Source organism: Paraburkholderia sp. Cy-641 (assembly GCF_011752945.1).
Classification (GTDB): Bacteria; Pseudomonadota; Gammaproteobacteria; order Burkholderiales; family Burkholderiaceae; genus Paraburkholderia.
Genome location: NZ_VWWM01000008.1, coordinates 105,721 through 126,752 on the forward strand (window position 1 = coordinate 105,721; position 21,032 = coordinate 126,752).

20 protein-coding genes and 2 pseudogenes are annotated in these 21,032 nt (G+C 64.0%); 16 read left to right on the forward strand and 6 right to left on the reverse strand.

The annotated features are described in order from the left end of the window. The first annotated feature begins 171 nt into the window (after positions 1–171). Positions 172–627, forward strand: a complete 456-nt coding sequence (locus tag F3J20_RS06725; protein WP_167045297.1) for an NfeD family protein — start codon at positions 172–174, stop codon at positions 625–627. Positions 628–762: 135 nt separating this feature from the next. Further along, positions 763–1,695 carry an SPFH domain-containing protein gene (locus F3J20_RS06730; protein WP_167045299.1) on the forward strand — a complete coding sequence of 311 codons (933 nt, stop codon included), beginning with the start codon at positions 763–765 and terminating at the stop codon, positions 1,693–1,695. Between the two features lie 265 nt (positions 1,696–1,960). On the opposite strand, the gene smpB is transcribed toward F3J20_RS06730, so the two are convergent. Then, positions 1,961–2,401 (reverse strand): SsrA-binding protein SmpB, encoded by a 441-nt coding sequence (gene smpB, locus F3J20_RS06735; protein ID WP_167045315.1) that lies wholly within the window; start codon positions 2,399–2,401, stop codon positions 1,961–1,963. 100 nt (positions 2,402–2,501) lie between these two features. Between smpB and F3J20_RS06740 the strand changes: the two genes are divergently transcribed. Together F3J20_RS06740 and F3J20_RS06745 are read left to right on the forward strand one after the other, a co-directional pair. Beyond that, complete coding sequence (locus F3J20_RS06740; protein ID WP_167045318.1) at positions 2,502–2,939, forward strand: type II toxin-antitoxin system RatA family toxin; 438 nt, start codon at positions 2,502–2,504, stop codon at positions 2,937–2,939. After that, the gene (locus F3J20_RS06745; protein ID WP_167282625.1) at positions 2,936–3,268 is read left to right on the forward strand and encodes an RnfH family protein; all 333 of its coding nucleotides are present in this window, start codon (positions 2,936–2,938) and stop codon (positions 3,266–3,268) included. The genes F3J20_RS06740 and F3J20_RS06745 overlap by 4 nt, the downstream gene beginning before the upstream one ends. A gap of 84 nt (positions 3,269–3,352) precedes the next feature. Here the strand turns inward: F3J20_RS06745 and F3J20_RS06750 are convergent, their stop codons facing one another. Further along, positions 3,353–4,330 carry a DMT family transporter gene (locus F3J20_RS06750; protein ID WP_167282627.1) on the reverse strand — a complete coding sequence of 326 codons (978 nt, stop codon included), beginning with the start codon at positions 4,328–4,330 and terminating at the stop codon, positions 3,353–3,355. A 406-nt stretch (positions 4,331–4,736) separates the two neighbouring features. Between F3J20_RS06750 and guaB the strand changes: the two genes are divergently transcribed. The 4 genes and pseudogenes from guaB to F3J20_RS06770 form a co-directional block, all read left to right on the forward strand. Further along, positions 4,737–6,197, forward strand: coding sequence for an IMP dehydrogenase (gene guaB, locus F3J20_RS06755; protein ID WP_167045326.1), 1,461 nt, complete (start codon positions 4,737–4,739; stop codon positions 6,195–6,197). Between the two features lie 6 nt (positions 6,198–6,203). Then, complete coding sequence (locus tag F3J20_RS06760) at positions 6,204–6,968, forward strand: hypothetical protein (protein ID WP_167282628.1); 765 nt, start codon at positions 6,204–6,206, stop codon at positions 6,966–6,968. A 236-nt stretch (positions 6,969–7,204) separates the two neighbouring features. Continuing rightward, positions 7,205–8,788, forward strand: coding sequence for a glutamine-hydrolyzing GMP synthase (guaA, locus tag F3J20_RS06765; protein ID WP_167045332.1), 1,584 nt, complete (start codon positions 7,205–7,207; stop codon positions 8,786–8,788). A gap of 330 nt (positions 8,789–9,118) precedes the next feature. Further along, positions 9,119–9,720, forward strand: a pseudogene (locus F3J20_RS06770) (Arm DNA-binding domain-containing protein); the annotation flags it as partial. On the opposite strand, the pseudogene F3J20_RS06775 reads toward F3J20_RS06770, so the two are convergent. The 3 genes and pseudogenes from F3J20_RS06775 to F3J20_RS06785 all read right to left on the reverse strand — a co-directional run. Then, positions 9,715–9,960, reverse strand: a pseudogene (locus F3J20_RS06775) (IS256 family transposase); the annotation flags it as partial. The pseudogenes F3J20_RS06770 and F3J20_RS06775 sit on opposite strands and share 6 nt — an antisense overlap. Before the next feature lie 97 nt (positions 9,961–10,057). Next, a complete protein-coding gene (locus tag F3J20_RS06780; RefSeq protein ID WP_167282630.1) occupies positions 10,058–10,738 on the reverse strand; it encodes a hydrolase in 681 nt (226 codons plus the stop codon). A 169-nt stretch (positions 10,739–10,907) separates the two neighbouring features. Further along, positions 10,908–11,798, reverse strand: a complete 891-nt coding sequence (locus tag F3J20_RS06785; protein ID WP_167282632.1) for a pirin family protein — start codon at positions 11,796–11,798, stop codon at positions 10,908–10,910. Between the two features lie 128 nt (positions 11,799–11,926). Between F3J20_RS06785 and F3J20_RS06790 the strand changes: the two genes are divergently transcribed. Beyond that, positions 11,927–12,829: a LysR family transcriptional regulator gene (locus tag F3J20_RS06790; protein ID WP_167282724.1), complete on the forward strand. Its 903-nt coding sequence runs from the start codon at positions 11,927–11,929 to the stop codon at positions 12,827–12,829. Between the two features lie 38 nt (positions 12,830–12,867). Here F3J20_RS06790 and F3J20_RS06795 read toward each other — a convergent pair whose 3' ends face one another. Then, entirely contained in the window at positions 12,868–13,641 is a 774-nt protein-coding gene (locus F3J20_RS06795) for a GntR family transcriptional regulator (RefSeq protein ID WP_167282634.1), read from the reverse strand. Positions 13,642–13,851: 210 nt separating this feature from the next. Here F3J20_RS06795 and F3J20_RS06800 point away from each other — a divergent pair, with 210 nt between their 5' ends. From F3J20_RS06800 to F3J20_RS06830, 7 genes are all read left to right on the forward strand, one after another. Next, positions 13,852–14,913 carry a porin gene (locus tag F3J20_RS06800; protein ID WP_167282637.1) on the forward strand — a complete coding sequence of 354 codons (1,062 nt, stop codon included), beginning with the start codon at positions 13,852–13,854 and terminating at the stop codon, positions 14,911–14,913. 49 nt (positions 14,914–14,962) lie between these two features. Beyond that, complete coding sequence (locus tag F3J20_RS06805) at positions 14,963–15,313, forward strand: BON domain-containing protein (RefSeq protein ID WP_167282639.1); 351 nt, start codon at positions 14,963–14,965, stop codon at positions 15,311–15,313. A gap of 60 nt (positions 15,314–15,373) precedes the next feature. After that, the gene (locus tag F3J20_RS06810; RefSeq protein WP_167282641.1) at positions 15,374–16,747 is read left to right on the forward strand and encodes an amidohydrolase family protein; all 1,374 of its coding nucleotides are present in this window, start codon (positions 15,374–15,376) and stop codon (positions 16,745–16,747) included. 295 nt (positions 16,748–17,042) lie between these two features. Beyond that, positions 17,043–18,539 carry an AMP-binding protein gene (locus F3J20_RS06815; protein ID WP_167282643.1) on the forward strand — a complete coding sequence of 499 codons (1,497 nt, stop codon included), beginning with the start codon at positions 17,043–17,045 and terminating at the stop codon, positions 18,537–18,539. Further along, complete coding sequence (locus F3J20_RS06820; protein WP_167282645.1) at positions 18,539–19,318, forward strand: citryl-CoA lyase; 780 nt, start codon at positions 18,539–18,541, stop codon at positions 19,316–19,318. Before F3J20_RS06815 ends, F3J20_RS06820 begins: the two co-directional genes overlap by 1 nt. Positions 19,319–19,395: 77 nt before the next feature. Beyond that, positions 19,396–20,355 carry a VOC family protein gene (locus F3J20_RS06825; protein ID WP_167282647.1) on the forward strand — a complete coding sequence of 320 codons (960 nt, stop codon included), beginning with the start codon at positions 19,396–19,398 and terminating at the stop codon, positions 20,353–20,355. Positions 20,356–20,363: 8 nt separating this feature from the next. Continuing rightward, on the forward strand, positions 20,364–21,032 hold the full coding sequence (locus F3J20_RS06830) for a phospholipase (protein WP_167282649.1): 669 nt from the start codon (positions 20,364–20,366) through the stop codon (positions 21,030–21,032).

Consider the following 21,032-nt stretch of genomic DNA (forward strand, 5'->3'; position numbering starts at 1 on the left):
GCAGGCCGCCTGTCGGGCGGCGTGCACGGTGTGAGTTGCAGCGCGAGTTATGGCGCGAGCTGCGACGAATCGGCAACGCGCGGACATGCGCGGTAGCGCCCGTTGAACACGCCCGCTTCGTGCTATAAACACCCCGGTAGATCCGGGGTGTTTTGCTTTGTGGAGGTCGACGTGGCGCCTGGTGGACTGTTCTGGTGGATCGGGGCGGGTGTGCTTGTCGTGCTGGAGCTGATGAGCGGCACCTTCTATCTGTTGATGATCGCGCTCGGCTGTGTCGCGGCGGCCTTGGCGCATATTGCCGGCGCGGCCGCCGACGCGCAGTTCGCGATCGCCGCGGTGGTCGCGCTCGCGGCAGTCGTGCTGCTGCGGCGCTCGCGTTTCGGCCGGCGCAAGCGCGAACAGGCGTCGCGCAACCCCGACGTCAATCTCGATATCGGTCAGACGCTGAACGTGCCGGCGTGGCACGAGCGCCGGGCGCGCGCGACCTATCGCGGTGCGGCATGGGACGTCGAACTGGCCGAGGGCGAGCCCGAAGATGCGCAGGTCTACGAGATCCGGGAGTTGCGCGGTAGCCGCCTGATCGTCGTGGCGAGCCGTTCGCAGCCTGCCGGCGCACCGGCGGCCTGAGGGGCGATTGCCATGCGGGGCAATGCGGGCCCGCAAATCTCACTGACAGATCAGCATCAGAAGCATCAGCATCAAAAAACGCCAGCGCATTAACCTGCGTAGAACGATTCAAACCACGGACCGGAGGGTAGCAACATGGATTCAACCATCGTCGGGGCGGTGCTGCTGATCGTCGTGATCGTGCTTGCATCGCAGACCATCAAGATCGTGCCGCAGCAGCATGCGTGGGTGCTCGAGCGCCTCGGCCGTTATCATGCGACGCTGACGCCGGGCTTGAGCTTCGCGTTTCCGTTCGTCGACCGGGTCGCCTATAAGCACGTGCTGAAGGAAATCCCGCTCGAAGTGCCGAGCCAGGTGTGTATCACGCGCGACAACACGCAGTTGCAGGTCGACGGCGTGCTGTACTTTCAGGTCACCGATCCGATGAAGGCGTCCTACGGGTCGAGCAATTTCGTGTTCGCGATCACGCAGCTTTCGCAGACCACGCTGCGCTCGGTCATCGGCAAGCTCGAACTCGACAAGACCTTTGAAGAGCGCGATTTCATCAACCACAGCATCGTGTCGTCGCTCGATGAAGCGGCGGCGAACTGGGGCGTGAAAGTGCTGCGCTACGAGATCAAGGACCTGACGCCGCCCAAGGAGATTCTTCACGCGATGCAGGCGCAGATCACCGCCGAGCGCGAGAAGCGCGCGCTGATCGCGGCGTCGGAGGGGCGCAAGCAGGAGCAGATCAACATCGCATCGGGCGGGCGCGAGGCGGCGATCCAGAAGTCCGAGGGCGAACGGCAGGCGGCGATCAACCAGGCGCAGGGGCAGGCGGCGGCGATTCTGGCCGTGGCCGAGGCCAACTCGCAGGCGATCCAGAAGATCGCGGCGGCGATCCAGTCGAACGGCGGGATGGAGGCCGTGAATCTGAAGGTGGCGGAGCAGTATGTGAATGCGTTCGCGAATCTGGCGAAGCAGGGCACGACGCTGATCGTGCCGGGCGATATGTCGAACATGAGTTCGATGATCGCGTCGGCGCTGACGATCGTGAACAAGGGCAAGGGCGGGCCCGCTTCGGCCTAGCGGGAGTCAGGAGCAGGCACTGGGAGAGCTGGCGGTTTCCCGCAAAAAAATGGCCAGCAATCATCGGGATGCGGGCCATTTTCCTGTTGCGGATTCTCAGCCTTGCTGAAGGCGGGGCGCCGGTGCGCGCGGGGCGGTCGACAAGGCAGCACATGAAGCCGCGAACGAATCGGCAAATGAAGCGGTGAATGAAGCGGTGAATGAAGCCGGCGCGCCGAAGCACAGTCTTTACATGGGCGCAGGTGGCGCGACCGTGCGCCCACGCTCACGAACGCATCAAACGCGCCTTTTCGCGCTCCCAGTCGCGCTTTTTCTCGGTCTCGCGCTTGTCGTGCAGCTTCTTGCCCTTGGCGAGGCCGATCTCGCATTTGACGCGGCCGTTCTTGTAGTGAAAATTGAGCGGCACGAGCGTATAGCCGCGCTGTTCGACCTTGCCGATCAGCTTGCTGATCTCTTCGCTATGCAAAAGCAGCTTGCGCGTGCGGACCGGATCCGGGTGGATGTGCGTCGACGCTTCGGGCAACGGGCTGATGTGCGTGCCGATCAGAAACAGCTCGCCGTTGCGGATCACCACGTAGCCTTCCTTGATCTGGCCGCGCCCGGCGCGCAAGGCCTTGACCTCCCATCCTTCGAGCACGAGTCCGGCTTCGTAGCGCTCCTCGACCGAGTAGTCGAAGAAGGCTTTTCTGTTGTCGATAATGCTCATGAATGGAAAGCGCTCAACTCGTTTAAAATCACGATTTTAGCAAAGCGGGGCAAGGAAAGCCCGCCGCGCTCGTCCACCCTTGCCACGCGTTGTTCAATTTATGGCAGATGTCCAGAAAACCGTGTTGATTCGCCATTCGGCGGAACAGATGTTCGACCTCGTCACCGACGTCGCCGATTACCCCAATTTCCTGCCCTGGTGCGGGGGCGTCGAAATTCGCCGCCAGGACGAAACCGGCATGGAGGCGCGGATCGACATCAACTTCAAGGGCATCAAGCAGCATTTTGCGACGCGCAACTCGATGGAGCGGCCCACGCGCATCGACATGGAATTCGCCGACGGCCCGTTTCGCAAGTTCACCGGCTTCTGGCGCTTCACGCCGCTGCGCGCCGACGCATGCAAGATTGAATTCGCACTGCACTACGAATTCACCAGCATCCTGCTCGAAAAAATCATCGGCCCGGTGTTCAATCACATCGCCAATACGTTCGTCGAATCTTTCGTGAAGCGCGCCGATCAGCGCTACGGCAAGGCATGAGCGCGCGGCTGTCGGTTGAGGTCTGCTACGCGCTGGCCGGTGCGCAAACGCTGATTGCGCTCGAGTTGCCCGAGGGCGCGACGCTGCAGCAGGCGATCGACGCGAGCGGCATTCTGCGGCGTTTCCCGTCGATCGATCTCGCCGCGCAGAAGGTGGGCGTGTTCGGCAAGCTCAGGCCGCTCGACACGGTGCTCGCCGATCATGACCGCGTCGAAATCTACCGGCCGCTGCTCGTGGACCCGAAGGTGTCGCGCCAGCGCCGCGTCGAGAAGACGCGCAAGGCGGGCTCGATCGAAGGGCGCCGCTGGCTGAACAAGGATTCGCGTTAGGCGAGGGCGGCGGCGTGCGCCCGGCAAGGCGTTATCGCCGTCCCTGTATCGCTGTTCCTGTATCGCGGCGGTGCGCGCTTTTTCTCAATGCGCCGAAGCCTGCGCCTTGTCCTCGATAGGCGTCGTTCCGGACGCATCGCCGTCCGAATGCCGGCGCACCGACCAGCAGACTCCCGCCACGAGCAGCAGGATCGCCGCCAGTTCGAGCGGCCGCGGCAGGCGCTGGTCGTAAATGAACGCGTAGAGCAGCGCGAATAGCGTCTCGAACACGATCATCTGGCCGGACAGCGTGAGCGGCAGCCGTTTCGCCGCGGCGTTCCACAGGCCGTTGCCGAGCCACGACGCGCCGACCGCGAGCGCGAGATTGAGCAGCCAGAACGTGTGCCAGCGCGCGGGCGCCGGTTCGCCGAGCGGACCGCCCGACGGCAGCACCGCAATCACGAGCCACAGCGTCGCGCCGAGCGCGCCCGTCACGACACCCCACAGCACCGACCACTCGTTGCCGCTGAAATGCGTCTGACGCTGCAGATAGCGGGCGTTTTCGACCGCGAACCACGTCCAGCAGACGAGCGCGCCGACCGCGCAGGCGACGCCGATAAGCCGTGTCGCGACGCTCACCGGCGTGGCGGCCGCCGCCGTGAACACGTCGACGTTGATGCAGACGATGCCCGCCGTCACGGTCGCGAGCGGCCAGACGAGGCGCGCAAGCGGCACCGCGCCGTGATCGCGCCGGCCCATCAGCGTGACCGTGACCGGCAGCACGCCGACGATCAGCGATGCCGGCGCGATGCCGATCAGGTGGACCGCCGCCGTCAGCAGCAGGTAATAGGCGATATTGCCGACGAGCGCGAGCTTGACGAGCGCGACCAGGTCTTCGCGAGTGAGGCGTTGGGCGAGCGAGCGCGCCGTCGGCAGCACGGCGACCAGCGAAACGAGGCCGTACATCGTGTAGCGGCCCGCGACGATCAGCAGCGGCGAAAAGTCGGGCAGCACGCGCGGCACCAGAAAGATCATGCCCCATAAGGCCCCGGCCATTACCCCATATGCCACACCGCGCTGCATCGACTGCCCCTGCAAGAAAACTGGAATGGTCCGCAGAATAGCCGTTCGGCGGGGGGGCGTCTTGTTCGATCCTGCATTCGGGCGGTCGAGAGCCGTTTTGGGTCGTTCGGGACCGTTGCGGGCTGGCGGGCGGTTTTTTCGGCACGCTTGCGCCGGTTGCTCCGGTCGCTTCGATCGTTTCGCACAGCTCAGGCTGCCGAGGCCATTCGCCGCCACCCGCCGTTTCCCCCTCGCGTGCCTGTGAACGCACAAACGAAACCCGATTGAAACCGGTGCGAACGGGCAAGCGAAATGACCGGCCCCGGAAACCGGAAAAAATCGCCTGAAATTCGCTAAGCTGCTGTTCGCGCAGTGAAATCCGGGGAGGTATCGCGTATAATTCGCTTTTGCGCCTATAGGATTTGCCATGCGTCTGATCCAAACAGCACTCACGTTCGATGACGTGCTCCTCGTCCCGGCCTTTTCCGACGTTCTGCCGCGCGACACCAGCCTCAAGACCCGGCTGACCCGCAACATCTCCCTCAACATGCCGCTCGTGTCCGCCGCGATGGACACCGTTACCGAAGCTCGCCTCGCCATTGCCATGGCGCAAATGGGCGGCGTCGGCATCATTCACAAGAACCTCACGCCGGCCGAGCAGGCGCGCGAGGTCGCCAAGGTCAAGCGTTTCGAGTCGGGCGTGGTGCGTGATCCAATCACGGTGCCGCCGCAAATGAAGGTGCGCGACGTGATCGCGCTGTCGCGCCAGCATGGCATTTCCGGCTTCCCGGTCGTCGAAGGCGCGCAACTGATCGGCATCGTCACGAACCGCGACCTGCGCTTCGAGGAGCGTCTGGACGAGCCGGTGCGCAGCATTATGACGCCGCGCGAGCGCCTCGTTACCGTTAGGGAAGGCACACCGCTCGCCGAAGCGAAGGCGCTCATGCACCACCACCGCCTCGAGCGCGTGCTCGTCGTCAACGACGCGTTCGAGCTGCGCGGCCTGATGACCGTCAAGGACATCACGAAGCAGACCGAGCACCCGGACGCATGCAAGGACGAACACGGCAAGCTGCGCGCGGGCGCGGCGGTCGGCGTCGGCGCGGACAACGAAGAGCGCGTCGAGCTGCTCGTGCAGGCCGGCGTCGACGTGATCGTCGTCGATACCGCGCACGGCCACAGCAAGGGCGTGCTCGAGCGCGTCAAGTGGGTCAAGCAGAACTTCCCGCACGTCGAGGTGATCGGCGGCAACATCGCGACGGCAGCGGCCGCGAAGGCGCTCGTCGAGCACGGCGCGGATGGCGTCAAGGTCGGTATCGGCCCGGGTTCGATCTGCACGACGCGGATCGTCGCCGGCGTCGGCGTGCCGCAGGTCACCGCAATCTCGAACGTATCCGAAGCACTGCGGGGCACGGGCGTGCCGGTCATCGCCGACGGCGGCGTGCGCTTCTCGGGCGACGTCAGCAAGGCGCTGGCGGCGGGCGCGAGCGCGGTCATGATGGGCAGCATGTTCGCCGGCACCGAAGAAGCGCCGGGCGAAGTGTTCCTGTACCAGGGCCGCCAGTACAAGTCGTACCGCGGCATGGGCTCGGTCGGCGCGATGAAGGACGGCGCCGCGGACCGCTACTTCCAGGACAACTCGGCGAATATCGACAAGCTCGTGCCGGAAGGCATCGAAGGGCGCGTCGCCTACAAGGGCTCGGTCAATGCGATCCTGTTCCAGCTGATCGGCGGCGTGCGCGCGAGCATGGGTTATTGCGGCTGCCGCACCATCGCCGAGATGAACGAGAAGGCCGAGTTCGTGCAGATTACCGGCGCGGGCCTGCGCGAGTCGCACGTGCACGACGTGCAGATCACCAAGGAAGCGCCCAACTATCACGTGGACTAAACGCCCATGAAGCCATTGCTGCGCGTTGTACTGATCCTCGATGCGTTGTTGCTGCTGGCGTTCGGCCTGCTGTTCCTGCTGACGCCGTGGACTTCGCTGTACAACGCGCTGCAACTGGTGCAAACGCAGCCGGCGTTGATCGGCCAGGCGTTCGGCGTCGCGCTGATCGGGCTTGCGTGGCTCGCGGTGCATGCGTCGTTCGACGGGGCGATGACGTCGACGGTCGCGAAGGTGGTCGGCCATGTGCACTGGCTGACCGGCGTGCTGATGCTGGTCTGGTTGCTGGGCATGCGTTCGCCGTCGCTGACGGGCTTCGGGCAGATCGTCTCGGTGCTGGCCGGTGTCGTGCTGGTGCTGATCGGCTTGGGCGGCGTGCGGTTGGCGGGCGCGGTGCGGCGGCGCGAGAAGGGGATCGTCGCCAATTCCTCTTCGGGCAAAGCCGATAAATGTGCCGACAAGCGTGCCGACAGGCAGGCGGAGAAAGAGGCCGGCAGCGAAGCCGCACGGCGGCGCGATCTCGAACGTGACAGCGTGCGCGAGCCCGGTGTCTCGGCAGGCTTTCCGGCCTATCGCGCCGAGCCGGTCATCGAGCCTGTGATGCCGGCCACGCGGCCCGTCAATCCCGCGGCTGCCGCATCCGCCACATCGCCTGCCACGCCGGCTGCCGCATCGGCCGGTGGCGCCGCAAGCGCCGTCAATCCCGGCGCGGTCGCACCGGGCGACGCCCGCAGCGACGCGTCCGGCACGTCCCGGCCGCCGTTTCATGGCTGACGCGCCGCGCGCCACGCCGTCCGCCGAAGCTACCGGGTTTCGTTCGCGCGCGCCGCAGGCTGCCGGCAAAGGCGTTGGCCGTGCCAGGGTGTTTTGCAGTGCGCTCCATCGTGGTGTTTCATGTTCGCGTCGCGGTTCCGCCGCTGTTGCGCGGATCGCCTTGAACGCTTTGAATTCGACGCCGCGCCTCGCGCGCGGCATTCCGTATCCGCTCACTTCTGATTCCGTCCGCTGCCATGCATGACAAGATCCTGATCCTCGACTTCGGTTCGCAAGTCACCCAACTGATTGCACGTCGCGTTCGCGAAGCCAACGTGTATTCGGAAATCCATCCGTACGACGTCGACGCGTCGTTTATCCGCGACTTCGCGCCGAAGGGCGTGATTCTCTCGGGCGGCCCGAGCTCGGTCACCGAGGACGACACGCCGCGCGTGCCGCAAGCCGTGTTCGAACTCGGCGTGCCGGTGCTCGGCATCTGCTACGGCATGCAGGCGATGGCCCAGCAGCTCGGCGGCAAGGTCGACATCGGCCATCTGCGCGAATTCGGCTACGCCGAAGTGCGCGCGCGCAACCATACGAGCCTGCTCGAAGGCATCAGCGATTTCACCACGCCCGAAGGCCACGGCATGCTCAAGGTGTGGATGAGCCACGGCGATAAGGTGCTCGAAATGCCGCCGGGCTTCGCGCTGATGGCATCGACGGAGTCGTGCCCGATCGCCGCGATGGCCGACGAACAGCGCCGCTTCTACGGCCTGCAATGGCACCCGGAAGTCACGCACACGGTGCAGGGCCGCGCGATGCTCGAACGCTTCGTGCTGCAGATCTGCGGCGCGAAGGCCGATTGGGAAATGGGCCACTACATCGACGAAGCCGTCGCGAAGATTCGCGAGCAGGTCGGCAACGAGCACGTCATTCTGGGGCTGTCGGGCGGCGTGGATTCGTCGGTGGCGGCGGCGCTGCTGCATCGCGCGATCGGTAATCAGCTGACCTGCGTGTTCGTCGATCATGGTCTGTTGCGCCTGAACGAAGCCGAGCAGGTGATGGCGCTGTTCGCCGATCACCTCGGTGTGAAGGTGATCCACGTCGACGCGAGCGAGGCGTTCCTCGGCAAGCTCGCCGGCGTGACCGATCCGGAAGCGAAGCGCAAGATCATCGGCGCGGAATTCGTCGAGGTGTTCCAGGCCGAGGCCGGCAAGCTGACCGATGCGAAGTGGCTCGCGCAAGGCACGATCTATCCGGACGTGATCGAGTCGGCGGGTAAGGGCAAGAAGGCCGCGCAGACGATCAAGAGCCACCACAACGTGGGCGGCCTGCCCGAGACGCTGAACCTGAAGCTGCTCGAACCGTTGCGCGAACTGTTCAAGGACGAAGTGCGCGAACTCGGCGTGAAGCTCGGTTTGCCGCATTCGATGGTGTATCGCCATCCGTTCCCGGGCCCAGGCCTCGGCGTGCGGATTCTCGGCGAAGTGAAGCGCGATTTCGCGGACCTGCTGCGCCGCGCGGACGCGATTTTCATCGAGACGCTGCGCAACACCATCGACAAGGAAACCGGCAAGTCCTGGTACGACCTGACGAGCCAGGCGTTCGCGGTGTTCCTGCCGGTGAAGAGCGTCGGCGTGATGGGCGATGGGCGTACTTACGAGTACGTGGTCGCGCTGCGCGCGGTGCAGACGCTCGACTTCATGACTGCGCACTGGGCGCATCTGCCGCATGAACTGCTTGGGCACGTGTCGAACCGGATCATTAACGAGGTGCGGGGGATTAACCGGGTTGTTTATGACATATCGGGGAAGCCGCCGGCGACGATTGAGTGGGAGTAGGTGGTAAAAAATTCACAATAAAATCAATGACTTACGCGGATGATCCAAGTGGTTTTCTTTGCCGCGCATTTCGCTGTAAGTCATTGATATAGAAGCGGATTTTTTGATAATTCCAAAGACAGCCGCCCCATTGTGCGTCGCAAAATGACGGTATAGCGGACGGTATGCGCCGAATGCACGATTGCGACTCGATAATCTATCGGCAACGCAATCCGGCATTGACGGTAAAAATTTTGCTAAAAAGCTAGGCGGCATGCGGATCTGTGGGCATCTGGATGCCTCGTGGTTGATGACGGCAAATAGCCGTCCCAACCACGAGAACCCAAAGCGATGCTCACCGAATCTGCACTTCGCAACTTTAAGCCCCGTGGGACTCTGTACAAGATCGCTGACCGTGACGGCATGTATGTCATGGTATCTCCGGCAGGCACCATTTCCTTTCGATACGACTACCGCGTTAACGGGCGGCGAGAAACGCTGACAATCGGTTGCTATGGTCGAGGGGGCATCTCGCTGGCGTTGGCGCGGGAAAAGCTGCTGGACGCCCGTCATGCCGTCCGTGAAGGCAGGTCGCCTGTCGTGGAGAAACAAAGGGAAGCAGCGACGCGCTGTCGCGAAGACCTTTAGTGAATGGGCCGACAGCTGGCTTGATGGAGCCAGAATGGCGGACACGACGCGATCTGTACGCAAGGGCATCGTTGCTCGCGATATCCTTCCGGCTTTCAACGGGAGGCTGCTCTGCGAGGTCTCCGCTGATGATCTGCGTGCGTTCTGCATGCGGATCAAGGAGCGGGATGCGCCGGCTACCGCGGTTCAGCTTCGCGAGTATCGTCAAGCAGATTTATGCCTACGCGAATTTGCTCGGCGAGAAAGTCGAGAATCCGGCAGACGAGGTTGGCGTCGCGTCTATCGCCGCATTTGTGCCGAAGGATCGTCCTGGCGCCCGTGCCGTCGCGCTGGTTGGTGACGGCGGCCGGCTTGACGGCGCCAGGCGGGTAGCCGAGATGATGGCTCATCTCGCCACCCAGCGCCCGCTCGATCAGAGCCTTCTTCAGGGCCAGCATCGCGGCATTGATCGCTTCGGCCGTCATCGGGCCGTTGCCGAACTGTTCAAGCAACTCAGGGGGAATCGCCGGCAGTTCCGCCGGCTTGGCTTCCGGTTTGCGAGGCATATTTTCTCCTGGGGAGCAGGATATGCCTTGAACACGAAATTACTGACAGGCCCGTTTGCCGGCGGCAAGCCAGTAAGCCGGCTTGCCGCGCCCCACATCACGCCCGCTCGGAGTCGAGTTCTTCGTTGTTCTTCACGACATTCTGTGCCTTGATGTAGCTTTCGATAAGGAGTCGGTACGGAGGGAAGATCAGTCCATAAACGTCGGCCCACTCCTGGGCATCGGGCCGGTGCCAGGTCTGCTGCAACTCCGAGGCAACTGCTGCCGTGTCCATCGGGACAACGCCAGCCTGGACCACGCGTGCAAGGGTGATTTCTTGGGCCATCTTCGAGTAGGTTCCGGATGCATCGATCACGGCGAAGACCTTGTAGCCTTCCTGAACGGCTGAGATCGCCGGAAACGCCATGCACACGCTGGTGATGGTGCCCGCGATGATCAGCGTCTTGCGGCCCGTAGCCCTGACTGCGTCGACGAAATCCGGATTGTCCCAGGCATTGATTTGCCCTTTGCGAGCCACGTATTTTGCATGTGGGGCACTCTCGTGGATTTCGGGAATCAACGGCCCGTTCGGCCCCTGCGGTACCGACGCAGTAGTGATCACCGGCATCTTGCAGAGCGTTGCGATCTTCGCCAGCGCAATCGCGTGATTGCGCAGGACGGTCATCTCCATATCCTTGACGGTCTGGAACAGGCCGCTCTGGTGGTCGATCAGCAGCATGGCTGCGTCGTTGGGATCGATGACGGGACGTTGGCCGTTGAAGTTGGCGGGTGCGCTCATGGGACTACTCCTGTGCAGTGGGGATACGTGATCGCGCTTGCGCGCGGGGGAAGCGAGGGCGGCTCGCCGGACCGCTTCCGCGGATGCCGCCCCATGATCTGTGCGGTATGGCTTCAGGCGACTCGCGATTGCCTGGGCCGCTATCGAGGCCTGCTATCGGGACCTGCCGTTAGCGTGCCGTGCGAGGCTCGCTGACCGCTTCCATCTGTCCGAAGCGTCCGCTATTGAAGTCACTGACCGCCTGATGGATTTCCTCGGCCGTATTCATGACGAACGGCCCATACGCGACAACCGGCTCATCGATGGGCTCGCCACTCAGCAGAAGGACGATTGCCTCGCTGAGACCTTCGAACTCCACGTCGGTGCCTTCGCGCCCCAGCATGACCAGTTGCGCCTCGCCTATCGAGGTCTCGCCATTGACCCGTACCTGCCCGCGAAGGACGGCGAGAGCCAGAGATCTGCCAGCGGGGAGCGTCAATCGGGTCGTGTGTCCTTTGTTCAGCCGCACGTCCCACACGTCCATCGGCGTGAAAGTCAATGCCGGGCCATTTTGTCCTTCGTAGTTGCCCGCGATCACCCTGACGCTGCCGGCGCCGTTCGGCAGCGCGACGGTAGGGATGTCTGTCGAAAGCACGGTTTGATAGCGTGGCGGCGTCATCTTGTCCTTGGCTGGCAGGTTGACCCAAAGCTGCACCATTTCCAGCGTGCCGCCACTTTTCGCGAACGCGCGGGAATGAAACTCCTCATGCATGATGCCCGCGCCCGCTGTCATCCACTGCACGTCGCCTGGACCGATGCTACCGCCGCCACCGGACGAATCACGATGCTCGAGTTCACCTTCGTACACGATCGTCACCGTCTCGAAGCCGCGGTGCGGATGTTGCCCGACGCCGCGTTGGCTCGAGGTCGGTGCGAATTGCGCGGGACCCGCATAGTCCAGCATCAGGAATGGGCTCAGGTGGCTGCCTACCGTATGGTCCGAGAACAGCGTGCGCACCGGAAAGCCGTCTCCCACCCAATGCGAGCGGGTGTTGCCGTATGTGCCGAGAATCTTCTTCATGGTGTTCATTCCTGGTTCGGGTCGCATCGATCTCGTTTGCATGCCGGTAGGATAGGTGCGCGGCGTCAGGTCCGGTAGACGCCGTGGGTTATCCTCTGTGTCTCACGAATGGAACGATGGGTGCATCGATGCGGGACCTCAACGATCTCTATTTCTTTGCGCAGGTCGTCGACTATCAGGGATTCGCGCCAGCCGGGCGAGCACTCGGCATGCCGAAGTCCACCCTCAGCAGACGGATTGCCGCGCTTGAAGCGCACCTCGGCGTGCGGCTCATTCAGCGCTCGACGCGGCGCTTCACGGTGACGGACATTGGCCAGAGCTACTACAGTCATTGCAAGGCCATGCTGATCGAGGCGGACGCGGCGCAACAGGCGATCGAACTGAACCGTTCGGAACCGCAGGGCGTGGTTCGCCTGACCTGTCCGGTGGCGCTGTTGCATGCGCGCATCGGGGATATGCTGGCGGCCTTCATGGCCGAGACGCCGCGCGTCACGCTGCATCTCGAGGCGACCAACCGCATCGTCGATGTCATTGGCGAGGGCATCGACGTCGCCATACGGGTACGGCCACCGCCTTTGAAGGACAGCGATCTGGTCATGAAGGTGCTGGGAGAGCGCGACTGGTGTCTGGTGGCGCGTCCATCGCTGTTGCGGCAGCATGGCGTGCCGGTTGCGCCTGCCGATCTGGCCGTGCTGCCCAGTCTCGATTTCGGGCCGCCGCACGGCGAGCACGTATGGCACCTCGAAGGACCGGAAGGCTCAGCGGTGGTTCGTCATACGCCTCGCTTCGTCACCGACGACATGATCGCCTTGCGGCAGGCCGCCGTGGCGGGCGCGGGCATTGTCCAGTTGCCGGTGATGATGGTGCGCGACGAGCTGGCGAGCGGAGCGCTCGTCAAGCTCATCCCGGCGTGGCTGCCGAAAAGCGGCATCATTCACGCGGTGTTTCCGTCGCGGCGTGGCCTGCTGCCTTCCGTCCGAAAGCTGATCGATTTTCTCGCGGTGCAATTCAGCCAGATCGAGGAGGCGTAGCGCCGCGCCTCGCATGCCTCGAGTCTCTGCTTCCGCATCTAGCCGGCTGTCTGGGTCAACTGGAATGTCATCGAATAGCTGAAGCGGCTGGCCGGATGAATACCGGTCGTGACGACGATGGCCTTGTCGCGCACGAAGTAAGTACGGATGATGCGCAATCCCGCCGACCCGGACTTCACCTGCAGCGCGCGCGCCTGTTCGCCGTCAACCAATACTCCCTGAACTTCCTGTTCGACCCGCGTCATCCGGACGCCGTACTGTTCCTCGACCATCGTATAGACCGGCGTATCCAGCGTCCTGGCCAGTCCCGGCAACTGGCTAAAAGCCTTGTCGACGTAAATATCGACCAGCGCGATGGGCTCCGTTGCCGAGTCGCCCCCGTGCCGCACGCCGGCGATATGCAGCCACTTCGCGCCAGGCGCACAGCGCAGCAACGCCGCATGCGCGTCGTCGGTCTGGATCGTCCTGCGCGCGGACACCTGGAGTGTCGTGCCCTGCGCATAGCGGACGAGGTCACTCAGCGTATCCATCGATTGCACATAGCGCGTCTGCGGACGATCGGCGATAACCCGCGTGCCGACGCCGGCTTGACGGCTAATCATCCCGAGATTGCACAGCTTCAGCACCGCCTGACGGACCGCGTACCGGCTCAGGCTCCATGTCTCGCATAGCTCGGCTTCGGTCGGCAGCAGATCGCCGACGCGCAGCTTGCCCTCTCGAATGTCCTGCATCAGCGTGCGCGCAAGGTCGATATGGCGCGGCTGGGTGGTCGCCAATGCGGCCTCGACGGCGTCGTCCTGGATAGCGGTCATGGCGGCAGTCATCAGTAAGGGTTCGTAGGAAAGAGGCGCAAGGGGAAATATCGCCTTGCCCATCCTAGCATAGTCCGCGGGTTTCCACGAATGTTCGAACATTTGAATGAATTCTAAAGTTCGGTCCAAGCGTTCCGGTGAGGTGCGATCGGCGTGCCGGCAGCTAGAACCAGGTTCATGTCAGATGAAAAAATATGGGAGATCTAAGTGATGTTGTCGAAGAGGATGGGGATGGCGGCGGTCATGGGGCTCTCGATCGGCGTCGCGCACGCGCAGTCGGTCACGCTATACGGGCGGGTCGCCGCCGGTGTGGACTACGTCGATCACGTGGCAACGGCGAACGGGCAGTCGAACGATCTGCTGCGCTTCGGCAGCAATCAGTGGGGTATCAGCATGTGGGGCCTGAAGGGCGACGAGGATCTCGGCGCGGGCCTGCACGCGGTCTTTAATCTCGAGAACATGTTCACCTCGGGTACCGGGGTATCGGATGGCTTGTTCAATCGCTACGCCGTGGTCGGTTTGTCGGGCAGCAGCTGGGGCACGATTCTGTTTGGCCGCGCGATGAGTCTCACCGACGGCGAAGGCTGGGCGATCGATCCCACGGGGATGCAGGCGATGGGTCTCGAGACGCTCGTCTATGGCCGCAATTGGGGACCACGCTCGAACGCCATCACTTTCAATTCCGCGAACTTCGGCGGATTCGCTTTCCGTTTGCAGACGGGGCTGGGCAACGAGGCGGGAAACTTCCGTGCGAATCACCAGATGAGCGGCAGCGTGAGCTATACGAACGGCACGCTGGACGTGCGCGCGCTGTACGAAGAGTTGCGAGACTCGAATGGAAAGCTGTCGAACCTCTATAGCGCATCGCGCGAATACATGATTGGCGGCAGCTACAAGATGGGTAGTGCAAAACTCTATGCGGGATACAGCCTGATCACTTCGTCGGGAGCGGACACGCTCGCTGATGCTGCCAATCCAACCGCGGCGACGCGCAATCAGATGGAGTGGCTCGGCATCAATTATCAAGTGAGCGTACCGCTGCAACTGATCGCCGCCGTCTATCACGCCAACGTGAATCACGGCGGCGGCAGCGGTACGTTGGGGGTGATTGGCGCCGACTACTTCCTGTCGAAACGCACCACGCTTTACGCGACGTTCGGCAGCATGTTCAACGGCGGCAGCGCGGCGTTTCCAGTCGAGGTGAGCGATGCGCCGCCTCAATCCGGTCATAGCCAGCAAGGGGCGTACTTCGGCGTCGTTCACTATTTCTGAATTTTTCATGCGTGGCATTGCACGCGCCGCACGAACAGGGGAGAACCAGATGAGCTTTCGCGGATATCTGATGCTGTTGGCAATTGTCTTTGCGCAGGTGTCACTGGCGACCGTGCATGCGCAGCCGGCTTCCGAGCCGGCCGCGTCGGTGGCGTCGGGCGATGCGCGCGGGCTCAAGCGTGCGGATCATGCGCTGGCGAAGAGCGTGCAGCGCGCGCTCGGAAAGACACGCGGTATCGATGCGAGCCGTGTATTCGTGCGCGCCAGGAGCGGTGTGGTCACGCTCACGGGTACGGTGCCGTCCGCGGAACAGATTCCTCGTGTCGTGCAGGTTGTCGAGGGCGTGGCAGGCGTCCATGCGGTGGTGAACCGGCTCGTGATGCAGTCGGGAGGACAGTGAGGCGCTGCGCGGCGCACCGGTTTCAAAAATATGTCGTTCTATTTATCGTTGGAGGAAGTGATGGCAAAGCGCACCTTGATTCGCAATGCGAGCGTCATTAGCGTGGACCCGGCAATCGGCAACGTCGACCACTGCGACGTGCTGATCGAAGGCTCGAAAATTCGCGCGGTCGGGCCGGGGCTCGACGCGGACGATGCCGACATCGTCGACGGCACGGGCACGATCGTGATGCCGGGCATGGTCGACACGCACCGGCATATATGGCAGACCACGCTGCGCAACATCGCGGCGGATTGGACGCTGGACCAGTATTTCGCGGGTGTGCGCGGCCAGCTTGGCGATCATTTCCGTGCGGAAGATATCTACATCGCGAATCTCGCGGGAGCATACGAGGCACTGAACGGCGGCGTGACCACCGTGCTCGACTGGTCGCACAACATGAATACGCCCGAGCACACGGACGCAGCGGTCGAAGCGCTGAAGGCGTCACATGGCCGCTTCGTGATGTGCTACGGCAACTCGAACGAAGAGTGGCTGCCGGTCAGCAACCTGCCGACATCACAGGACGTGCGCCGCGTGAAGTTGCAGCATTTCTCTTCGTCGGACGATCTGGTGCAGCTCGGCATGGCGCTGCGCGGTCCGCAGTACGCAACCGAGTCGGTCACGCGGGACGACTGGGCGCTCGCCCGCGATCTCGGCGCGCTGATTTCGGTGCATGTCGGTGATGGCGCGTGGGGCAAGGGGCGTCCGGTCGCCTGGCTAGCCGACAACGGACTGCTCGGCGAAGACGTGATCTGCTCGCACTGCAATTCGCTCGCCGACGACGAATTCCAGTTGATGGCCGACTCGGGCTGCTCGGCGTCGATGACTCCCGAAATCGAATTACAGATGGGCCACGGCTGGCCGGTCACCGGCCGCTTGCTCAAGGCGGGCATGCGGCCGACGCTCGGTATCGACATCGCGACCTGCAATAGCGGCCACCTGTTTCAGGTCATGCGCACCGTGCTGCTGGTCGAGCGCGCATGGGCGCACGATCGCGCCGACCGTGGCGGGTATGCGGTGGAGCGCTTGCCGATCGACACCCAGGATGCGATCGAGTTCGCGACGATCAACGGCGCGAAGGCGTTGCGCCTCGACAGCCGGATCGGTTCGCTGACGCCGGGCAAGGACGCCGACATCGTGATGATCCGCGCGGATAACCTCGAAATGGCGCCGCTGAACAATCCGGTGGGCGCGGTGGTGCTCGCCGGGCATCCAGGACTCGTCGATACGGTGTGGGTGGCCGGACGAGCGGTCAAGCGCGGCGGCAATCTGGTCGGCGTCGACGAGCGCCAGGTGCTCGGCGAGCTGACGCGCTCGCGCGACTACGTGCTGTCGAAGGCGGGCGTGAAGCCGGGCGAGCGCTTCATTCCCGCTCCGTATCAGCCACGCTGACGGCACTGCGTTGCTCGAGCAGTCAGCCAGGGAGTCAGCGCGGCAGCAAAGGAAACGGATTTTCTCGCGGTGGGCTGCGGCCGCGCGACTTTCCGCGCATCGCCGGCGTACTCGCAAGCGCACTCGCCGAATCGGCGTGAGCGTCTTCGCGAAAGGCGAGAACCCGGTCTCCACTGGCTCAGGGTATCTACGAATGTTCGAACATTTGAATAAAGTTGCATACTCGTTTCACAGACTGGAAGACCGCCCATAGCCGCGGTGCGATCGGTCCACTTCATTTCCGGAGAAAGCACGCATGTACCCTGTTGATTTCCTTTGGCGCGCGGCGCATCGGCATCCGAACCGGATTGCAGTGGTGAGTCCCGCCGGCAACCTGACTTTCAGCGAGCTCGCCGCGAAGGTGCTGGAGCGTGCGGCGGCGCTCACGCGCCTCGACCCGATGCCGCGCAGCCGTGTCTGTGTGGGCGCGGCGAACAGCGTCGAGCATCTGGTGGCGCTGCTTGCGATCCTTGCGGCGGGCAAGGTCTGGGTGCCGCTCAATCCGCGCAACGGCGATCCGGAACTGCGGCGTATCGTCGAGTTTGTCGAGCCTTCGCTCGTGCTCGCGGATGCGGCCATGCTCGAACGGCTCGCGGGCGTACCCGCGCCGTTGCGGCCGCTGGACGACCTCGCGCGCACCGCCGGCGACGCCGGCACGGTTGCGTTCGGCCCGTATGCGCGCGGCGGTGCGAGCCTCGAAGAGGCGCAGGCGATCAAGTTCACCGGCGGCACGACGGGTTTCCCGAAGGGCGTGATCCAGCCGCTGCGCGCATGGAACGCGAACATCGCGACGCAGATCCACGAACTGGGGCTGACGCCGGACGACCGTTATCTTGTCGCCGCGCCGATCACGCACGGCACGTCCACGTACATGCTGCCGCTGCTGGGCGCGGGCGGCGCGCTGATTTTTCCCGAACACACGAAACCCGCGGGTCTGCTCGATGCCGCCGCCGCACATGGCGCGACGGTCTGCTTCGCGCCGCCCACCCTGATTCTCGCGCTGGTGGAAGAGCAGCGCCGCGAGCCGCGGCGTCTCGCCGCGCTGCGCTATCTCGTCTACGGCGGCGCGCCGATGCGGCCGGAGCAGATTCGCGCGGCGCAGTCGGTGTTCGGGCCGGTGCTGTGCACCTCGTTTGGCCAGACCGAGGCGCCGCAGATCATCACGTTCCTGCCGCCGGCCGCGATGACCGGGGAGCATCTCGCGTCGGTGGGGCGGCCGTCCCTGATGACTCGCGTGGCAATCGTCGGCAAGGACGGCATGCCGCTGCCGGTCGGCGAGGAAGGCGAGATCGCCGTGCGCGGCGACCTCGTGATGAGCGGCTATCTGCGTGCCGAAGAGGAAACGCGCAAGACGCTGGTGGACGGCTGGCTGCGGACCGGCGACGCAGGGGTTTTCGACGAGCGCGGCTATCTGTTTCTGCGTGACCGGATCCGCGACGTCATCATCACCGGCGGCTTCAACGTCTATCCGGGCGATGTGGAGGTGGTGCTGTGCGCGCATCCGGCGATCGCCGACTGCTCGGTGGTCGGCGTGCCCGACGAGAAGTGGGGCGAGGCTGTGCACGCGGCGGTGCAACTGCGCCCCGGCATGAGCGTGGAGGTGGACGAACTGATCGGTCTCGTCAAGCGGGAACTGGGCTCGGTCAAGGCGCCCAAGCACGTTCATCTGTTCGACTCGCTGCCGCGCAGCGCGGTAGGCAAGGTGCTCAAGCCCGCCATCCGCGAGTCGATCATCAACGAGCGGAGCCGCTGATGAACGCACCATGCGATAAGCCCACGCCGCGCACCGCGCTGTGCCGCTACACCACGCACGCCGTGTATTACGGCAACGACGATCTGGTGGGCGATCTGCTGGGCAACGCGAGCTTTGTCGACGTGTTCATGAAGCAGACCTTCGGCAAGATGCCGACGGACGCGCAGCGTCGCATCGTCGATGCGGTTCTGGTGGTGCTGATGGAGCACGGCATGACGCCCAGCGCCATCGCCACGCGGATGATCTATGCCAGCTCGCCGGAGAGTCTGCAAGCCGGTGTCGCGGCCGGGTTGCTGGCGGTGGCGAGCCGTTTTGTCGGAACGATGGAGCTCGCGGCGGCGCTGCTCGACCGGATCGTGGCGGCGGGTGAGAACGGGCCCGCCGAGGCGCAGCAGATTGCCGCGGATTACCGCGCAAGGCGGGAGGCGGTGCCTGGGTTCGGCCATCATCTGCACAAGCCGGATGATCCACGCGCTGGCGCGTTGCTGCAAATCGCGCGCGAGACCGGCACGTTCGGCGCGCGCTGCGCGGCGCTCGAACGGCTTGCCGCCGAGGTGGACGCGGCAACGGGGCGTCACATCACGATCAATGCGACCGGCGCGGTCGCGGCGGTGCTCGGCGATATCGGCATTCCCGCGCGGCTGATGCGCGGCTTCGCGGTGTTGAGCCGCGCGGCGGGCCTGATTGCGCATATCGCCGAGGAGCAGCGTGACCCATCGGGCCGGTTTATCTGGGACCTGGTCGACCGCGTAATGACATTCGAGCCACGGGCGGACTGATCCCGCCAGCCGCGCCGCGGGCCAGGGCAACCGGACCTGCGAGCGGCGCCACCGCCATCCATTCGGAGGAGACGAACATGACCGAAGCAAGCCAGGCGATCCAGCGCCATCATCACATCACGCTGTGCGTCGGCACGGCGCAGCAAGACTACGATTTCCACACGAAGGTGCTGTCGCTCAAAAGTGTGAAGAAGACGCTCATTTACGACGGCGTCGCTCCGTTTTATCACCTGTACTACGGCAACGACATCGGCGAGGAAAGCACGCTGATCACCTGTTTTCCGGTTGCGCATTTCGGCCGCAAGGGACATCGCGGCACCGGGCAGATCGACGCGCTCGCGCTGTCGGTGCCGGTATCGGCCATTCCGTTCTGGGCCAAGCGCCTCGCCGATCACGGTTTCGACGTGAAGCGCTCGGAACGCTTCGGCGAGCAGGTGCTGAGTTTTGCGCATCCGTGCGGCATCGGCTACGAGCTGGTCGGCATCGCCGACGACGCGCGCAAGCCGTATTCGAACGGTGAGGTGCCGGCGGAACTGGCGATTCGCGGACTGCATACGATCGGCGTCAACGTACGTGAGACGGAAACGTCGCAGGAATTCATGGAAAGCGGCTGGTCGGCGCGTGAGGTGGCGCGCGACGGCAAGTACTCGCGCTATGCGTTCGGCGAGGGCGGCTCGGGCAAGTTCGTCGACTACGTCGTCGAGCCGGATCTGCCGCAGGCCAGCTGGACTTATGGAGCGAGCATCGTGCATCACTGCGCGTTTCAGGTGGCGGACCGCACGGTGCAGGACAAGGTCAAGGCGAACCTGGAAGGCATGGGTTTTACCGACACCTCCGAGCGCAAGGACCGTGGGTACTTCGAATCGATCTATGTGCGCACGCCGAGCGGCGCGATGTTCGAGGCCACGGTGTCGAAACCCGAGGGCTTCATGATCGACGAGCCTTACGAGGAACTCGGCACGAAAGTGCAGATTGCGCCACAGTTCGAAAGCCAGCGCGCGACGATCATGGAGTCGCTGGAAACACTGAAGTATTGAACGCATCCATGTCAAATCCTCATTCGCACCTTCACATGCCGTTGAGGGTGTTTGGCGCGCCGGCGCCCGATGCGGCGCTGGCCGTCATTCTCGTGCATGGGCGCGGGCAGTCGCCCGAGTGGATGCACGAGCAGGTAGTACGCCGTTTCGCACGCTTCGACATGGCGTGGCACGCGCCGGCCGCGACTGACGGGTCGTGGTATCCGGGGCGCTTCATCGAACCGCTCGAAGTGAACGAGCCGCACTTGTCGCAGGCGCTGGCGCGGCTCGAGTCGATATCCGGCGCGCTGCTCGAACAGGGCATCCCCTATGAGGCGCAGGTGCTCATGGGTTTCTCGCAGGGCGCGTGCCTGTGCAGCGAATTCGTCTGGCGCGCGCGGCGGCGCTATGGTGCGCTGGTCGCGTTCACCGGCGGCCTGATCGGGCCGCCGGGCATGCATCGCGACGTCGCGCATGGCGCGTTCCAGCACATGCCGGTGCTGTTCTCGACATGGGGTGACGATCCCTATGTGCCGGCCGGCAGCGTGCGCGAAAGCGCGGCGCTTTTTGAAAAGGCCGGCGCGGCCGTGACATTGAAGATCGAGGAAGCGATGGAGCACGGCATCCGCGACGCCGAGCTCGGCTACGCACGCGAGATGCTTGCCCGCGCCGCATCCGCCCATCGGAACAAGAGGTGA

Excerpts from the sequence above, each read along its gene's own strand:
- F3J20_RS06730 (WP_167045299.1), top strand. The coding sequence starts at position 763 with ATGGATTCAACCATCGTCGGGGCGGTGCTGCTGATCGTCGTGATCGTG.
- smpB (WP_167045315.1), bottom strand. The coding sequence starts at position 2,401 with ATGAGCATTATCGACAACAGAAAAGCCTTCTTCGACTACTCGGTCGAG.
- F3J20_RS06740 (WP_167045318.1), top strand. The coding sequence starts at position 2,502 with ATGGCAGATGTCCAGAAAACCGTGTTGATTCGCCATTCGGCGGAACAG.
- F3J20_RS06745 (WP_167282625.1), top strand. The coding sequence starts at position 2,936 with ATGAGCGCGCGGCTGTCGGTTGAGGTCTGCTACGCGCTGGCCGGTGCG.
- F3J20_RS06750 (WP_167282627.1), bottom strand. The coding sequence starts at position 4,330 with ATGCAGCGCGGTGTGGCATATGGGGTAATGGCCGGGGCCTTATGGGGC.
- guaB (WP_167045326.1), top strand. The coding sequence starts at position 4,737 with ATGCGTCTGATCCAAACAGCACTCACGTTCGATGACGTGCTCCTCGTC.
- F3J20_RS06760 (WP_167282628.1), top strand. The coding sequence starts at position 6,204 with ATGAAGCCATTGCTGCGCGTTGTACTGATCCTCGATGCGTTGTTGCTG.
- guaA (WP_167045332.1), top strand. The coding sequence starts at position 7,205 with ATGCATGACAAGATCCTGATCCTCGACTTCGGTTCGCAAGTCACCCAA.
- F3J20_RS06780 (WP_167282630.1), bottom strand. The coding sequence starts at position 10,738 with ATGAGCGCACCCGCCAACTTCAACGGCCAACGTCCCGTCATCGATCCC.
- F3J20_RS06785 (WP_167282632.1), bottom strand. The coding sequence starts at position 11,798 with ATGAAGAAGATTCTCGGCACATACGGCAACACCCGCTCGCATTGGGTG.
- F3J20_RS06790 (WP_167282724.1), top strand. The coding sequence starts at position 11,927 with ATGCGGGACCTCAACGATCTCTATTTCTTTGCGCAGGTCGTCGACTAT.
- F3J20_RS06795 (WP_167282634.1), bottom strand. The coding sequence starts at position 13,641 with ATGACCGCTATCCAGGACGACGCCGTCGAGGCCGCATTGGCGACCACC.
- F3J20_RS06800 (WP_167282637.1), top strand. The coding sequence starts at position 13,852 with ATGTTGTCGAAGAGGATGGGGATGGCGGCGGTCATGGGGCTCTCGATC.
- F3J20_RS06805 (WP_167282639.1), top strand. The coding sequence starts at position 14,963 with ATGAGCTTTCGCGGATATCTGATGCTGTTGGCAATTGTCTTTGCGCAG.
- F3J20_RS06810 (WP_167282641.1), top strand. The coding sequence starts at position 15,374 with ATGGCAAAGCGCACCTTGATTCGCAATGCGAGCGTCATTAGCGTGGAC.
- F3J20_RS06815 (WP_167282643.1), top strand. The coding sequence starts at position 17,043 with ATGTACCCTGTTGATTTCCTTTGGCGCGCGGCGCATCGGCATCCGAAC.
- F3J20_RS06820 (WP_167282645.1), top strand. The coding sequence starts at position 18,539 with ATGAACGCACCATGCGATAAGCCCACGCCGCGCACCGCGCTGTGCCGC.
- F3J20_RS06825 (WP_167282647.1), top strand. The coding sequence starts at position 19,396 with ATGACCGAAGCAAGCCAGGCGATCCAGCGCCATCATCACATCACGCTG.
- F3J20_RS06830 (WP_167282649.1), top strand. The coding sequence starts at position 20,364 with ATGTCAAATCCTCATTCGCACCTTCACATGCCGTTGAGGGTGTTTGGC.